Origin of the sequence: Streptomyces klenkii, assembly GCF_003626645.1 — a bacterium.
GTDB lineage: Bacteria > Actinomycetota > Actinomycetes > Streptomycetales > Streptomycetaceae > Streptomyces > Streptomyces klenkii.
This window is the reverse complement of sequence record NZ_RBAM01000002.1, coordinates 493396-508894: the sequence shown is the minus strand read 5'-3', so window position 1 is coordinate 508894 and position 15499 is coordinate 493396. Positions and strand designations below refer to the sequence as shown.

Sequence of the window (15499 nt, the reverse complement as noted above, 5' to 3'; positions counted from 1 at the left end):
CCGTGACGGTGGCCGGAGGGGTGACGTGACCGGCCGGCACCGGGCCCGGCGCCGGCGTCCGCACCGCGGGAAGGCCCTGCGCCTGCTGCCCCTCGCGCCCGCGACCGCCCTCCTGCTGCTCTTCCTCGCGGGCCCGGTCGCGTACTGCGTGGTGATCGCCTTCACCGACACGCAGCTCACCGGCCAGGCGTCCGCGTCCTTCGTCGGCCTCGCCAACTTCCGCCGCGCCTTCGCCGACGACGGCTTCCGCAACGCGGTGGTGCTGACGCTCGTCTTCACCGTGCTGTCGTCGATCGTCGGCCAGAACAGCCTCGGCCTGGCCCTCGCGGGCCTCATGCGGCGCGCCTCCCGGCCCGTACGGACGCTCACGGGCGCGGTCGTGCTGACCGCCTGGGTGCTGCCGGAGATCGTGGCGGGCTTCCTGCTCTACACGTTCTTCAACCGGCGCGGCACGCTCAACGCCGTCCTGGACTGGCTCCACCTGCCCGCCCAGAACTGGCTGTTCACCCTGCCGATCCTGGCCGTCTCCTTCGCCAACGTGTGGCGCGGCACGGCCTTCTCCATGCTCGTCTACTCCGCGGCGCTCGCCGGGATCCCGCAGGAGGTCACCGAGGCGGCGGAGGTGGACGGCGCGAGCGGGCCGCGGCGCCTGTGGCACGTCACGCTGCCCATGATCCGCCGCTCTGTCGCCACCAATCTCATGCTCAACACCTTGCAGACGCTGTCGGTGTTCGGCCTGATCTGGGCGATGACGCGCGGCGGGCCGGGGAACCGGAGCCAGACGCTCCCGGTGTTCATGTACGACCAGGCGTTCCAGAAGTCGCTGATCGGCTACGGGACGGCCGTCGCGCTGCTCCTGCTGCTGGTGGGGGCGCTGTTCTCGGTGGTCTATCTGCGGCTGATGCGGGAGGAGGTGTGAGACCGCCGCCCCCTCCCGCACCGGGGTCCGTCCGGCGTCAGCCGAGCTTCTTCATCTGGGCGTCGACGATCGCCTTCGGCTGCTCGCTCGCACCGGTGAGGCTGATGGCGTAGAAGCCGGCGAGCGTGTCGCCCTTGCGGACGACCACGAGGTGGGTGGGGTTGTCGCTGCCGCCCTCGACCTCCATGGAGAGGGTGAAGGCGACCGCCTCGTCACCCGCGCTGAACGTGGCCGGCGCGACCTTCTTGATCTTCGTCTTGTCCTCGCCGACGCCCATGGCGAAGCCGCCGGCGCAGTCGGCGCCCGCCTTCTTGACCGCGGCGAAGGCCTCCGTGGCGCCCTTGCCGCTGTACGAAGCCAGGAGGTCACTGGTGATCAGGGCGCCCAGGCCCTTCATGCCGGCCTTCACCTTCTCCTCGGGCGAGGCGTCCGCGCCCACGGCCGGGCCCTTCGGCTTGGCCATGATCTTGCGGGCGGCCGTCGCGGCGGGCGAACCGGCGCCCTGGAGCATCATCACGTCGGACAGCGGCTTGCACTCGGCCTTGTCGCTGGTCATCGCCTTGGCGGTGGCCTGGTCGGACGCGCCGATCTCGGAGACCTTGTGGTCGGCGAGCTCGCCGTCGGCGAGCAGGAGCTTGGTCAGCTGCTCCTTCGACTGCGCGCCCGCACCGCCCGCGGCGCCGGACTTCTCCGGGGCGCTGGACGAGGCCTTGTCCTTGGTCTCGTCCTTCGCCTCGGACTTGTCCGAGCCGCAGGCGCTCACGAGCAGGGCCAGGGAGAGCGCCGAGGCGGCGACGGCGGTACGGCGGACGGTGGTGCGGCGCATGAAGGGGTTCCCTCGGAAAATTGATCGGAAAGCGACCCCACATATAGTCATGCCGAGGTAAAAAGTTCAATATCTTTCCCATCGCCGGACACTCGGCGCGCATCACGATCACATCTCGAACGCTTGATCGACTTCGGTTACCGTGGGGACCATGGAAGGCACGTACCGCGTACGCAACGCCGGCAGTGGTCTGCTGCTGGAGGTGGAGGGCGGCCGCAAGGGCAGCGGCGCCAACGTCCGGCAGGGCGCGGAGGACGGCAGCGCCGCCCAGCTGTGGCACGTGAGCCCGGTCCACGAGGGCAGCGGCCTGCACCACTTCGTGAACGCCGCCAGCGGCAAGCGGCTGGACGTCGCGAACGCGAGCACGGAGAGCGGCGCCAACGTCCAGCAGTGGAAGGCCAACAACTTCGGCGCCCAGGAATGGCTCATCGAGCAGCATCTCGACGCCCCGGGCACCGTCACCCTCGTCGCCCACATCAGCGGCCTCGTGCTGGAGGTCGCCGGCGGGTCGGCGGAGCCCGGGGGCAACGTCCAGCAGGGCGAGGACACGGACAGCCCCGGGCAGTGGTGGCGGCTGGAGCGGGCCGGGCGGCTGCCGGAGTGACCGCTGCGCGGCGCCGCCCTCAGGGGCGCCGGCCGCTGCCGGAAAGTTCCGCCGCGGGGTTTCCCCGCCAGTGCGTGCGGGCCGGTACGTGTTCGCCCTTCATCAGGAAGGAGTCGGCGTCGATGCGGGCGGCGTCGTCGATGACGACGCCGTAGTGCACGAAGGCGCTGGTGCCGATGGTGCAGCCGTTGCCGACGGCGATGCGGCGGGACTTGAAGACGCCGTCCTCCAGGGAGTGCGCCTGGAGGGTGCTGCCCGCGTTGAGGGCGCAGTCGTCGCCGACCCGGGTGAGGGTGCGCTCGATGATGCCGCAGCCGTCGTCGTAGACCCGGCGGCCGATGCGGACGCCGAGGAACCGCCAGAGGAGCGGTTTGAAGGGGGTGCCGTTGAAGACCGCGTGGTAGGCCGTGGGGGGCACCTTCCAGTAGCGCTCATGTCTCCAGAACGCCCTGTCGTAGATGGAGCAGAAGCGGGGTTGCAGCCCGTGCGGGCCCACCACGGCCCGTTCGACGAGCGCGAACCAGCCGACGGTGAAGGCGAGTCCGAGCACGATGGAGGTGGCCGTCTCCACCCAGTGCAGCATGGGGTCGTTTCCCATGGGGAGCATGGCGATCAGCACCAGGCCGAAGACGTACAGGCATCGGACGGTCAGGAACAGGACGACGGTGACGGCGTTGTGGTGGTTCTTGGCCGCGAGCCGCCGCCGGCGTTCGGCCCCCGTGCCGAGGGCGTCGAAGCCGTGGTCGCGTTCGACCGAGCGCGGGATCTCGAAGGGCGGCGAGCCGAGCAGGCCGGTGCCCTCCTTGAGCGGGCCGCTGACCGGGATCATGGCCTTGGTCGCCAGCAGGCAGTCGTCGCCGGTCCTGCCGCCCGGGGGGTAGGCGATGTCGTTGCCCAGGAAGTTGCGCCGGCCGATGGCGGCCGGGACGGCGCGGAAGGAGCTGCTGGAGAACTCGGCGTTCATCAGGGACAGCCCGTCCGAGACCATGGTCCCGGTGCCGATGCGGCTGAGGGTGGGGACCTCGTGCTTGACGGTCATGCCGAAGTTGGAGCCGGTCTGCTCGAAGGGTCTCAGCCGGTAGCCGAGGGCGCGCAGGTAGTGCACGACGGCCGAGGTGTCGCCGAACAGCGCGTTGTAGAAGACGATGTTGGTGAGCCGCGCGGTGGCGCGCTGGAGCGCGAACTGCACGCCGTACAGCGGATGGACCGCGCCCGGCCGGACGAGGCGGCACAGCGCCCGCGACACGAGCGTGACGAGGACCGGCCCGAGGACGGCCAGGCAGAGCACCGTGCCCGCGGAGATCTCCAGGCCGTGCAGGTAGTACGCCCAGGTGTCCGGGCCGGCGGCCCCCGTGACCGTACGGGCCAGCAGGGAGGGCCTGGACTCCAGCAGCGCGGCGACGGCCACGTCGGCGGCCCCGACGGTGGCGACCGCGATCAGCAGCCGGAAGACGCAGTGGAGGGCGCGGCGGACGGTGCCGCAGCGGGCCGGCGGGACCGTGAGGTACTGGCAGCCGGCCGGTGCCGGGACGGCCGGTGAGCCGTGCCAGCACTGCCCGGCCGGTACGGACTGACCGGTGTGCAGCGAGGAGGCGTGGCCGAGCTGGGCGGCGTCACCGAGGCGCGCGCCGATGTCGAGGGTGCTGTGCTCGCCGACGAAGGCGCCGTCGCCGATGCTGACTTCGCCGGTCTCGACGGCGCCGTCGCGGGCCCGGTAGCCGTTGAGATAGGTGTCCTTGCGGATCACGCTGTCGGCGCCGATGGTGAGCAGGTCGGTGCACACCGGCACGCGGAGCGTCAGGATCAGGGCGCGGGGCCCGATCCTGGCACCCAGCGCCCGCAGGTACAGCGGGTACAGCGGCGTGCCGACGGACAGCCGGACCAGCGGGTTCGCGACGACCAGGGTCTTGACGCACCAGAAGCGGACGTAGGCCGTGCTCCACAGGGGGATGCGCCGCGCGGTCCACCGGCCGACGAGCGCCCACTTCGCGGCGACCGGCACCAGGGCCATCCCACCCAGCACGGCGGCGGCGAAGGCGACCGCGCGCCCGTAGACGACGGCCCACCCGCTGCCCTGCATCACCCAGGCGGTGCCGGCGTCCAGCGCCATCGAGCCGAGGCACACGTACACCAGGAACACCAGGAGTTGCATGGCTGCGCACAGGACGTAGCGGGGGGTGCTTACCGGGGGCGCCGGGGCCGGTGGCGGTTCCGGTACGTGGTGGGGTACGCGGTCCGGTGCCGCCCGGTCCAGGACCGCGGCGAGGTCGCGCACGGTGGGGTGCAGGTAGACGTCCTTCATCGACACGCCGGGCAGGTCCGGGAGTTCGCGGACGGCGGCGTTGAAGTGCGCCATGAGGAGGGAGTTGGCGCCGAGCTCGTTGAAGAAGTGGCTGTCCACGGAGACCTGTTCGACGCCCAGGACGCGGGCCAGTTGCCCGGCAAGCGCTTGCTCGGTCGCGCTCTCCGGGGCCGCGTAGTCGCGCTGCGCGGCGAGCCGGCGCGGTCCGCTCGGCGCGGGCAGGCGGCTGCGGTCGGCCTTGCCGCTGGGCAGTACCGGTATCGACGCGAGGGGTTCGAGATAGGCGGGGACCATGTAGGCGGGCAGCCGCTCCCGCAGCTGTGCGACGACGTGGTCGGGGTCGACGGCAGCGCCCTCGCGGGTGGTGTAGAAGGCGCACAGTTCCACGGTGGTTGCCGAGCCTGCGGAACCCGCGGCGGCCTCGTGCCGGGTGACCACGGCCTGGGCGATTCCGGGGACGCGGAGCAGGACGGACTCGATCTCGGCCAGTTCCACGCGGTAGCCGCGGATCTTGACTTGGGTGTCGATGCGGCCGTGGTGCTCGATCTCACCGCGGGGGTTGATCCTGCCCAGGTCCCCGGTGCGGTAGATCCTGCCGGACGGGTTGCCGGGCACGCCGAGGAAGTCCGGGACGAAGGCGCGGTCGGTCAGGTCCGGCCTGTTGAGGTAGCCGCTGGCGAGCCCCATGCCGGCGATGCCGATCTCGCCCATCGCGCCCGGCGGCAGGGCGGCGTTCTCCCGCGGGTCGAGCAGGACCACCGCGTACGTGGGCAGCGGGACGCCGATCGTCACCGGGCGGTCCGGGTCCAGCAGGGTCCAGGTGGCGGTGACGGTCGCCTCGGTCGGGCCGTAGACGTTGAGGAACCGCCGGCCGGGCCGGTGCCAGCGGCTGATGAGGTCCTGCGGGCACGACTCCCCGGACACCAGCAGGAACCGCAGGGCGGAGCCGCTCTCGTCCAGCGTGGCCAGCAGCGTGGGCACGCAGCACAGCGCGGTGACCCGCCGTTCCCGCAGGAAGGCGTCCAGCTCGGCCCCGAGCAGCCCGGGCCCGGCCGGCCGGGGCACCAGCGTCGCGCCGGCCATCCAGGGCACCCACGTCTCCTCGACGGAGAAGTCGAAGGCGAGGGTCATCCCCTGGTAGACGCGGTCCTCGCCGGTGATGCCGTAGACCTCCGCGGCCACGCGGACGAAGTTACAGATGGCCGGGTGCCCGATGGCCACGCCCTTGGGGCGGCCGGTGGTGCCGGAGGTGTAGATGACGTAGCAGAGGTCGTCGCCGGGTCGTCCGGCGGCGACGGCGCCGAGGCGCTCGCGCGGCTGCGCCGCCACCTCGGCCCGTACCCGGTCCAGGTACAACAGCCCGGCGCCGTCGGCGAGATGGGCCACCCGGTCCGCGAGGCGGGAGAGGGAGAGGACCGTCCGTACGGAGGCGTCGGAGACGATGTACGACAGCCGGTCCGCGGGGAAGCCGGCGTCCAGCGGCACGTACGCGGCGTGCGCCTTCAGCACGCCCAGCATCGCGACGTAGGCGTCGACGGCCTCGTCGAGCAGCAGGCCGATCCGGTCGCCGGGGCGCGTGCCGTGGTCCAGCAGGAAACGGGCGAGCTGGTTGGCCCTCGCGTCCAGCTGCGCGTAGGTCAGCGTGACGTCGCCGGCGTCCACCGCGAGCCGGTCCTCCCGCCCCTGGGCCCGCAGCCGGTCGCACCGCTCCTCGAACAGGCACTCCAGCCGTTCGCCGTCGCGCCACCGGGCCGAACCGTCGTCCGCGGCGGCGGTCAGCAGCCCGTCCGGGCGGCTCGACGACCGCGGCGCTTCCTCCCGCGACGCTTCCTCCCGCGGCGGATCCCGCCGGGGCGCCTCTCCTCGTCTCCGCTCGCCGTATGACGCCATGAACATTCAGGGAGTTATCGGACTACTGTGGGCCATTTTACCGCCCGAGGCCTACCGCCGCAGGAGCTCCACGATGCCCGCGACGTCCTCGTGGCCGTGGCCCTCGGCCACCCTGCGGGCCATCAGCGGCTGGAGCGGGGCGATCAGCTCCGGGCTGAGGCCCTGGTCCTCCGCGGCCCGGAGGAGGTTGCCGAAGGCGGCCGACTGCATCGCCACGTTGGACACGACGCCGTCGGCGTACTCGCCGGACCCGATCTGCCGGGCGTAGTGCGGGATCCCCGCCGCCATCGCCCCGATCCAGGTGCCGAGCAGCGGCGCGAACTCCTCCGCCGGCACGCCCGCCGTGTCCACCAGCGCCAGCGCGTGGAAGACGCCGGCGAACATCCCGTACATCCCGCTCAGCAGCGCGATGTCGAGCAGCGCCGCCAGGCCCGGTTCGGTGCCCGCGAAGTGCGCCGCGCCCAGGCGCTCCAGCACGGGGCGGTGCGCGTCGAACGCGTCCCGCGACCCGCTGTAGAGGACGAACGCCTGCTCCGTACCGATGCCCGGGGGCACGGCCATGATGCCGCCGTCGAGGTACGCGATCCCGTGCCCGGCCGCCCACGCGGCCGCCTCACGGGCCTGCTCCGGCGTGCCGTTGGTGAGGTTGACCAGGGTGCGGCCCTTCAGCCGCCCGGCGACGGGGTCCAGGACCTCGCGCACGGACGCGTAGTCGAGCAGGCAGACGACCACGAGCTCGCTCGCCTCCACGGCACCGGCGACATCGCCGGCCCGGACGGCCCCCAGCGGCAGCAACGGCTCGGCCCGGGCGGGGGTGCGGTTCCACACCGTGGTGGGGTGCCCGCTCGCCAGAAACGCGCCGGCCAGGGCGGTACCCATGGCGCCGAGGCCGAGAACGGTAACGGGGGAGGCAGAGGAAGTACTCATGTGCGGAAGGCTCCAGTTGTGCGGTGGCTGTACGAGAAGAAAACGGCTGTGGCGCGCCTCCATCAGATTTCCCGATGGGACGCGCCACGCCAAGTACGCACAAAAAGGTGGGCACTTACCTGGAGGTGAGTGGGCGGCGTGGCAGGCGTGCACCCTCGCCGGATGGCCTGCGGGCAGAGGGGCGGGAGTGTCAGCGGTTGAGATCGAGGAAGGGCAGCCCGAGCAGGGCGTACGGCTTCGGGTCAACCGTGGCGATCAGCGCCTGCGCGTCCCACTCGGGCAGGTTGCGTACGGCGTGGACTGCGGCGGCGACTCCCGGCGGAACACCGTCCTCGCGCAGTCGCGCGACTGTCAGCAGGGCCGGGTAGTCGAAGTCGACCGTGTGGATGACGTCGAGCTGACCGATGTGCCCGGCAATCCCCGGGTGCTCCCGGTCCGCCTCCAGGACCGACAGGACCGGCGCCCACAGACGTGTCTCCGGCTCGGAATACGCGTGATGAATCAGCGCGGAGACCTGCCGGTTGCCGGACAACGCAACCAGTGTGGGGCTGTCCAGAACGAGGTGGTGCCGGTCGATCACGCAGCGGCGCTCCGCTGCTCCCGGGTGAAGGCCTCACGGACCTTCCGGCCCATCGACGCGCTCTCCTCGTCCGTCACCTCGACGCCGAAGTGCTCAGCGAGGTAGGCGCGCGCCGCTTCCGCTCGTTCGCGACGCTCCTCGGCGGTGAGTGTGGACTCCGCGAACTCCTGCACCAGGGAACGGATGGATGTGCCGCGCGACTCGGCGATGACGGCGAGGCGGTCCCGCACCTCGGCGGGGACTCGGATCATGGCGTCAGACATGAAGCGAGTATACGCCCGCGTATACGCCCTCTGGGGGCCGTTCCGGAACTGCGTGGCACAGGGAACCCCCGTCGGCCGTGTCGGAGGCCGACGGGGGTTCCCGTGTGAGGCGGGCGGCCCGGCCGCCCGGTGCGTGCTACTGCGCCCCGATCGACTCCAGTACGTTGAGCTTTGACGCCCTGCGGGCCGGCCAGAGGGCGGCCAGGACGCCTACGGCGAGTGCGATCAGCAGGAACACCGCTATCCGTGCCCACGGCACGACCATCTCGTACTGCGGGAAGGACGAGCGGACCAGGTGGCCGCCGGACCAGGCGAGGAAGATGCCGACCCCGACGCCCAGCACCGCGCCGAACATCGCGATCATCACGGACTCCAGCCGGACCATCTGCTTGACCTCGCGCCGGGCCAGGCCGATGGCGCGCAGCATCCCGATCTCCCGGGTCCGCTCGAAGACCGACATGGCCAGGGTGTTGACGACGCCGACGACCGCGATGACGACGGCCATGCCCAGTAGGCCGTACATCAGGTAGAGGATGTCCTCGATGTTGCCCGCCTCGGCGCGGCGCAGCTCTTCGGGGGTCTGCACCTTCATGAGCGGGTTGCCGCCCAGGGTCTCCTTGATCTTGTCCTTGAGCTCGGCGGCGCTGCCGGGTGCCGCCTTCACCAGCACCTCGTCGTCGCGCACCTTGTCCAGGTGCGGGTCCACGAGGGAGAAGGTGGCCAGGACGGAGGAGTAGACGTCGTTCTTCGCGTAGATCGCGGCGACCTTCGGGGCGGCCTTCTTGCCGTCGTAGAAGGACATCGGCAGGGTCGACCCGATCTTCAGGCCGTGGTCCCGGGCGTACTCGTCGGAGACGGCGACCGTGCCGTTGCGGATGTCGGTGGCCGAGCCGCTGACGAAGCGGCCGTAGGACACCTTGCCGATCGCCGACGGGTCCGTGGCCTGGACCAGGGCCGGCGCGCCGTCCGACTGGAAGCCGACCGAGCGGATGGGGACCGCGGCGGCGATGCCGGGCTCCTTGGCGAGGGTCTTGGCGATGTCCGGGGACAGGCCGCTGAAGTTGGCCGAGGTGACCTTGTAGTCGGCCGTGAGGTCCTGCTGGCCCATCTTCTCCACGCCCTGGTTGGACGAGACCGCGACCACGGTCAGGCCGGTGATCAGCGAGAGGCCGATCATCAGGGCCGAGGCGGTGGCGGCGGTGCGGCGCGGGTTGCGCAGCGCGTTCTCCTTGGCGAGCTTGCCGCTGACGCCGGTGAGCCGGCCCGTCGCCCGGGCGAAGAGGTGGACGACCGGGCGGGAGAGGAGCGGGGCCAGCACGATGACGCCCGCCATGGTCAGGGCCGCGCCCGCCATGGCGGTCTCCAGGCCGCCGCTGTCCTTGAGCGTCGTGACGTACAGCATGATCGCGACGCCCAGTGCGGTGAGCACGGCGCCGATGGTGTTGCGGACGACGAGGCTCTTGACGGCCGGCGGCGCTTCCACGGTGGCCAGCGCCTCGACCGGGGCGATCTTCGCGGCCTTGCGGGAGGGCAGCCAGGCGGCGACGACGGTGACCACGACGCCGACGCCGAGGGCGAGCAGTACGGAGGCGGGCTCGATGACCAGCGGCCCGTCCGGCAGGCTCGCGCCGGTCGCGTTCAGCACCGAGCGCAGGCCGGTGGCGACGCCGAGGCCGAGGACGAGGCCCGCGGCGGAGGCGGCCAGGCCCAGCAGCCCCGCCTCGATGAGCACCGAGCGCACCACCTGGCGGCGCGAGGCGCCCACGGCGCGCAGCAGCGCGATCTCCCGGCTGCGCTGGGCGATGAGCATGGTGAAGGTGTTGGCGATGATGAAGACGCCGACGAAGAGGGCGATGCCGGCGAACGCCAGGAAGGTGTTGCGGATCGAGCTGGTCTCCTTGTCGATCATCTTCGACTGCTCGGCCGCCAGCTGCTTCCCGCTCTGCGCCTCGAAGGTCTTCGGCAGGACGTTGCGGACCTCGGCGGTGAGCTTCTGCTGGTCGGTGCCGGGCTTCGCGGAGACGACGAGGTCGCTGAACTCGCCGGGCTTGCCGAAGAGCTTCTGCGCGGTCGCGGTGTCGAACAGCGCGAGGCTGCCGCCGGCGCTCACCCGCGGGTCGTCGGTCTCGGCGATGCCGACGAGCTTCTTGGTCATCACCGGCCCGTCGATCGCGAGCCGCACGGTGCCGCCGATCTTCGTACCCGTCTTCGCGGCGGTCTTCTCGTCGAGGACGATCTCGCCCTCGGCGGCGGGGCCGCGGCCCTTGACGATCGGGTAGCGGCTGTCCTTGCCGTCCTTGCCCGGTACGTAGTTGGTGCCGGTGCTGCCCCATTCGCTGCCGGCCGGGTTGTTCTGCTTGTCGGCGATCACGGCGACGCCGCCGACGGACGGGCGTACGGAGGCGACGCCCGGCAGCGCGCGGAGGGTGGCGACCACGCGGTCGTCGAGGGCCCGGGCGCCTTCCTTCTCGGTGCTGGGGGCGCCGGGGGTGACGGAGACCGCGACGTCGTCGAGGCTCTTGGACATCTTGTTGCGGAAGGCGGCGCCGACGGAGTCGCTGAAGATGAGGGTGCCGGAGACGAAGGCGGTGCCGAGGAGGACCGCGAGCGCGGTCATCATCAGCCGGGTCTTGTGCGCGAGGAGGTTGCGCAGGGCGGTACGGAACATGGTCTGTCCTGGGAGAGGGGGCCTCGCCTGCGGGGCCGGGCCGGGCGGGCGGCGGGGGTTCGTCAAGGGCCGGCCTGAGGCGGCCGCGGGGCGCCGGAGGCGTGCGGTCGGAGAGGGCCCGTGCGGGGTCGTCGTCGGGGTGCGGGGGAACGGCGGAGCCGTTCCTCAGCTCGTACGGCCCTTAGCTCGTACGGCCCTTGGCGTCGAACGCCTTCATCCGGTCCAGGACCGCGTCCGCCGTCGGCTCGCGCATCTCGTCCACGATCCGGCCGTCGGCGAGGAACACGACGCGGTCCGCGTACGAGGCGGCGACGGGGTCGTGCGTGACCATGACGATGGTCTGCTGGAGGGCTTGGACCGACTCGCGCAGGAAGCCCAGGAGTTCGGCGCCGGAGCGGGAGTCGAGGTTGCCGGTCGGCTCGTCCGCGAAGATGATCTCGGGCTTGGCGGTGAGCGCGCGGGCCACGGCCACGCGCTGCTGCTGGCCGCCCGAGAGCTGGCTCGGCCGGTGCGCGAGGCGGCCGGAGAGGCCCACCGTGTTCACCACCATGTCCAGCCACTCCGCGTCGGCCTTGCGGCCCGCGATGTCCATGGGGAGCGTGATGTTCTCCAGGGCGGTCAGGGTCGGCAGGAGGTTGAACGCCTGGAAGATGAACCCGATCTTGTCCCGCCGGAGCCGCGTGAGGCTCTTGTCGTTCAGCGTGCTCAGCTCGGTGTCGCCGATCAGCGTCGAGCCGGACGAGATCGTGTCGAGGCCCGCCATGCAGTGCATCAGCGTGGACTTGCCCGAGCCGGAAGGCCCCATGATCGCGGTGAACTCGGCGCGGCGGAACTCCACGGAGACCGAGTCCAGCGCCGTCACGCGGGTGTCGCCCTGCCCGTAGACCTTGCTCAGGCCGGTGGCGCGGGCGGCGACGGGGAAGCCGCCGCGCGCGCGGGCGGGGGCTCCGGGGGACGTGGGAAAGGCGGCCGCGTGGGACACGGGTCTCCTCCGGGAATCGGGGGGAAGGGGCGTCCGGCCATTACTCCGCGCCGGGAATCCCCGGGGACGCAATGGCCGGAATCAACTCCTCCAATTCTCGGCGCGCGGTGTGCGGCGGGCGTCAGCCGTACGGTCAGAAAGTCCGTACGTCTGAAAGGCGGGCGGGAGGGTGCGCGCGTAGTCCCTCAGACGGACACCGTCATTCTCAGGACGCACAGGGAGCTCACGGCTCGCCCGCTCGCCCGGAGGCCCGCTCGCCCGGAGGAATCAGGCCCGCAGCGTGCGGGACGGGGGGCGCCCGTAGCGCCGCTGGTAGTACCCGGCGAAGCGGCCGAGGTTGTTGAATCCCCAGCGGTAGGCGACTTCGGCCACGGTGACGTCACCGTCCCCGCGGGCCGCCGACAGCTCCTGGTGCGCCCGGCCCAGCCGGACCTCGCGCAGATAGCCGAGCGGCGTCGTGTCGACGTGCCGGCGGAACGCCTCCTGCAACGCCCGCGGGCTCACCCGGGCGGCGGCCGCGAGATCGGCCAGGCTCAGCGGCTGGTCGGCGCGCTCCTCGGCCAGCGCCATCGCGCGCCGCACGGCGGGGTGCGCGACCTCCCCAGGCCGCTGCGCGTCCACGCCCTGCGTGATCAGCTCATGGGTCTGCATGAGGATCGCCGCCGTGGACTGCGTCAGGTGCCCAGCGACCAGGGGGCTGCTGCGGGCCACGCCCTCGCCGAGCACCTCCCGGTGCACCGCGGCCGAGATCCCGGCCCAGCTGCGGGCCGCGGCCGCGGACGTCGTCCCGTTGAGCGAGAAGCGGGCCCGTAACGGCCCCTCGACGCCGAGCGCGTCCGCCGCCGCCTTCTCCACGGTCTCCCGGTCGAGACGGACCGTCGTCATGCGCGCGCCCGGCGACCAGTGCACCTGGAAGGAGCGGTACGGGTCGAGCACGTACGTCTGCCCGGGGCCGACGACCCGCTCCTCCCGCCCCGGCGACGACACCCGCACCCGCCCCCGCACCAGCTGGCAGACCAGCAGGTACGAGTCGAGGGGCTGCGGCGCGACCAGGGTCTCCGCCCCGTACTGCAACCCCGACACCGTGATCCCCGGAAAGCCGCCCTCCGCGTACCACGCGGAAAACTCTTTAGGATCGCCCAGCACGCTGAGCTGGTACGGGCTGTACGCGGAGCTGATGATCTCCCTGGTCTCGTCGAGGTCGTTGCTGAGCACGAGCGTGCGCATGTTGCCGGGGGCCTCCGGGCCCAGTGGTTCAGTCATCAGGCTTCCCTCGGATGTCCGCGTATCGGGGACAGGAGCCGCGTTCGGCGAGTAGCCGGTGGATGGCCCCGTTAGTACCGTTGCCCCTGTCCGCAGTCAAGGCGAGGGCCGGTCCCCACAGCTGTTTCGGGACAGGGCCCCTGCCGGGGGGAAAGAGCGGGTGCGGCCCTGGATTCACGGGGGACATCCAGGGCCGGTCCCGTCGCGGGGGCGCCCCGCCGTCACGCGGACGGACGGCGGGGTCTTCGCGTGTTCGGACACCGCCGGCGGCGACGGTCAGCGGCGGTCAGCTGCGGTCAGACGAGGCCGATCCCGGCCTTGGCCTTGATGGCGTCCACGGCGTCGTTGTTGAGCCACCGCAGGGGGACGACGGTCCACCGGTCGCCCTTGTGCATGACCACGGCCTTGCCGTCCCTGGTACGTCCGACGTGAACGAACCCGTGATCACGTCGCAGGTCCTTCGCCAGGTTCTCGCCGTGGATCACGGATTCACTTCCCTTCGCGTTCCTCGTCATCCGCGCTCGACGCCCAGACGTCCCCGTTCTGCGACACCCGGGTGTCGGGGTCGGTGACGGCGTCCTGGTTCTCCTGCGGGTCCCAGTCGTCGTTCTTCTTTCCCATGCCGGCGCCTTTCTCATCCTCGAAGAGTGGTGGTGACAGGCGGCGGCCGCTCGCCCGGCGCGCCGAGGCGGGGGCAGCCCCACGCCGGGCGGGGTGCCCTGTCGGGCAGCGGCATCCTCAGCGCCGCGTACGCCGTGTGCCGCTCCGTACCGCACAGAGGGCACCGCGCCACGCCGCTCGCGCGGAACCAGCCCGCCGAGTGAGCGCACCTCCTGGGCAGGAGGCGGCCCGCCGCCATACGAGTCGCCGCGGCGACATCGCGTACGGCGGTCATGAGTGCACCACCTGCTGATGCCGCACGAACTCGGCGTCCAGCGCCATGGCCTCTTCGGTCCGGCCCAGGCGCCAGGCGCCGTGGAAACGGACCCGCAGCTGGGCGCAACGGAGGCACCACTTCGACATGTCGACGGCCTGCCCCGAACTTCCTCCCGGCGCAACGCCGTCCTCTACCTGCTGCTGTCCGCTCACGCGACTTGCCTCCGTCACATTCACCCCTTGGTGGGGGTGGTGGTTGTCTGCGCGTCCAGCGTCGCGGAACGTACGTACGCTCGGCCAGGGATTCAATTCCCAACCAGGCGCTTGAGAAAAGGAGTTGCCGGGATGGCACGACCACCGCGCAAGCTGACACCGGACCGTTCCGCCCGACACCTCTTCGGCGCCGACCTCAGACAACAGCGGGAGGCAGCAGGCATGACCCTGGAGAAGCTCGCCGAAGCCGTCCGGTACAGCCGCAGCCACCTGGCCCGCATCGAGACGGCCGAACACGTACCGCCGCCGGATCTGCCGGGGAGGCTGGACGAGGTCTTCGGCACGGGTGAGCACTTCGCGAGGCTTTACGCGATTGCGCGGCATGAGATCCACCCGGACAAGTACCGCCGACGCATGGAGCTCGAAGCGCGGGCGCGGGTGATCGACGAGTACGCCGGCCACATCGTGCCGGGCCTGGTCCAGACGGAGGACTATGCGCGGGCCCTCTTCCGCATCAGCAATCCGAAGTCCTCACCGGACGCGATCGAGGAGATGGTGTCAGCCCGGCTGAGCCGACAGATGCTGCTGAAGGCGGAGACACCGCCGGATCTTTCGATGGTGCTGGACGAAGCGGTGGTCCGACGCGCGATCGGGAGCCCCGCTGTCATGCGCAAACAGCTGGCCGTTTTGATCGACCTCGTTGACACCCCCACGACCCTTGTTCAGGTTCTCCCATTCGCCCATGGGGAACATGGACTACTGGGTGGCGCATTGACGCTGCTGACGATGGACGACCGGTCTGCGTTCGCCTACGAGGAGAGCATCGACTCAGGCACGCTCTTCGAAGATCCGCAGGCTGTACGCGCCCGTGAGCGGGCCTACGATCTCGTCCAGGCCTACGCACTGTCACCGGCCCAGACGGCGGAACTCTTCGAAGACGCGATGGAGGCACTACCGACATGAGCCCCACCCTGGACCTCTCCGGCGCGGAATGGGCCAAGTCCAGCTATAGCAACGGCGGGGGCGGCGGCTGCGTCGAATGGGCCCCGGCCCTCGCCACCGCCCACGGCATCGTGCCCGTGCGGGACTCGAAGATACCCGGCGGCCCGGCGCTGGCCTTCGGACCGGAAGCGTGGTCGTCGTTCGTGGCCGCGGTGCGCGGCGGGGGCTTCCAGCCCTGACGGAG

General features: G+C 71.4%; 16 protein-coding genes. 4 read left to right on the top strand and 12 right to left on the bottom strand.

Translation table 11 applies throughout. The annotated features are described in order from the left end of the window. The first annotated feature begins 25 nt into the window (after positions 1–25). Positions 26–919 carry a carbohydrate ABC transporter permease gene (locus D7231_RS05675; RefSeq protein ID WP_120753805.1) on the top strand — a complete coding sequence of 298 codons (894 nt, stop codon included), beginning with the start codon at positions 26–28 and terminating at the stop codon, positions 917–919. A 37-nt stretch (positions 920–956) separates the two neighbouring features. Here the strand turns inward: D7231_RS05675 and D7231_RS05670 are convergent, their stop codons facing one another. After that, positions 957–1745, bottom strand: coding sequence for a hypothetical protein (locus D7231_RS05670; protein ID WP_120753804.1), 789 nt, complete (start codon positions 1743–1745; stop codon positions 957–959). A gap of 151 nt (positions 1746–1896) precedes the next feature. Here D7231_RS05670 and D7231_RS05665 point away from each other — a divergent pair, with 151 nt between their 5' ends. Then, positions 1897–2349: an RICIN domain-containing protein gene (locus D7231_RS05665; RefSeq protein ID WP_120753803.1), complete on the top strand. Its 453-nt coding sequence runs from the start codon at positions 1897–1899 to the stop codon at positions 2347–2349. Positions 2350–2368: 19 nt separating this feature from the next. On the opposite strand, the gene D7231_RS05660 is transcribed toward D7231_RS05665, so the two are convergent. From D7231_RS05660 to D7231_RS05620, 11 genes are all read right to left on the bottom strand, one after another. Next, the gene (locus D7231_RS05660; RefSeq protein ID WP_199739306.1) at positions 2369–6547 is read right to left on the bottom strand and encodes a Pls/PosA family non-ribosomal peptide synthetase; all 4179 of its coding nucleotides are present in this window, start codon (positions 6545–6547) and stop codon (positions 2369–2371) included. A 45-nt stretch (positions 6548–6592) separates the two neighbouring features. Next, positions 6593–7468: an NAD(P)-dependent oxidoreductase gene (locus D7231_RS05655; RefSeq protein ID WP_120753801.1), complete on the bottom strand. Its 876-nt coding sequence runs from the start codon at positions 7466–7468 to the stop codon at positions 6593–6595. A 190-nt stretch (positions 7469–7658) separates the two neighbouring features. Continuing rightward, complete coding sequence (locus D7231_RS05650) at positions 7659–8048, bottom strand: PIN domain-containing protein (protein ID WP_241999586.1); 390 nt, start codon at positions 8046–8048, stop codon at positions 7659–7661. Further along, positions 8045–8311 carry a hypothetical protein gene (locus D7231_RS05645; protein ID WP_120753800.1) on the bottom strand — a complete coding sequence of 89 codons (267 nt, stop codon included), beginning with the start codon at positions 8309–8311 and terminating at the stop codon, positions 8045–8047. Before D7231_RS05645 ends, D7231_RS05650 begins: the two co-directional genes overlap by 4 nt. Before the next feature lie 136 nt (positions 8312–8447). Continuing rightward, positions 8448–10979 carry an ABC transporter permease gene (locus D7231_RS05640; protein ID WP_120753799.1) on the bottom strand — a complete coding sequence of 844 codons (2532 nt, stop codon included), beginning with the start codon at positions 10977–10979 and terminating at the stop codon, positions 8448–8450. Between the two features lie 181 nt (positions 10980–11160). Next, on the bottom strand, positions 11161–11961 hold the full coding sequence (locus tag D7231_RS05635; protein WP_120753798.1) for an ABC transporter ATP-binding protein: 801 nt from the start codon (positions 11959–11961) through the stop codon (positions 11161–11163). Between the two features lie 267 nt (positions 11962–12228). Beyond that, entirely contained in the window at positions 12229–13224 is a 996-nt protein-coding gene (locus D7231_RS05630; protein ID WP_241999585.1) for an AraC family transcriptional regulator, read from the bottom strand. Positions 13225–13520: 296 nt separating this feature from the next. Beyond that, complete coding sequence (locus D7231_RS05625; RefSeq protein WP_120753797.1) at positions 13521–13709, bottom strand: hypothetical protein; 189 nt, start codon at positions 13707–13709, stop codon at positions 13521–13523. Positions 13710–13713: 4 nt separating this feature from the next. Continuing rightward, complete coding sequence (locus D7231_RS38095) at positions 13714–13845, bottom strand: hypothetical protein (RefSeq protein ID WP_267470796.1); 132 nt, start codon at positions 13843–13845, stop codon at positions 13714–13716. Positions 13846–13858: 13 nt separating this feature from the next. Further along, entirely contained in the window at positions 13859–14083 is a 225-nt protein-coding gene (locus D7231_RS38435) for a DUF6255 family natural product biosynthesis protein (protein WP_422396682.1), read from the bottom strand. Positions 14084–14115: 32 nt separating this feature from the next. Continuing rightward, positions 14116–14313, bottom strand: coding sequence for a hypothetical protein (locus tag D7231_RS05620; RefSeq protein ID WP_120753796.1), 198 nt, complete (start codon positions 14311–14313; stop codon positions 14116–14118). A gap of 132 nt (positions 14314–14445) precedes the next feature. On the opposite strand from D7231_RS05620, the gene D7231_RS05615 reads away from it, so the two are divergent. Together D7231_RS05615 and D7231_RS05610 are read left to right on the top strand one after the other, a co-directional pair. Next, complete coding sequence (locus tag D7231_RS05615) at positions 14446–15276, top strand: helix-turn-helix domain-containing protein (RefSeq protein ID WP_120753795.1); 831 nt, start codon at positions 14446–14448, stop codon at positions 15274–15276. Further along, positions 15273–15494 carry a DUF397 domain-containing protein gene (locus D7231_RS05610; RefSeq protein WP_120753794.1) on the top strand — a complete coding sequence of 74 codons (222 nt, stop codon included), beginning with the start codon at positions 15273–15275 and terminating at the stop codon, positions 15492–15494. The genes D7231_RS05615 and D7231_RS05610 overlap by 4 nt, the downstream gene beginning before the upstream one ends. Positions 15495–15499 lie beyond the last annotated feature (5 nt).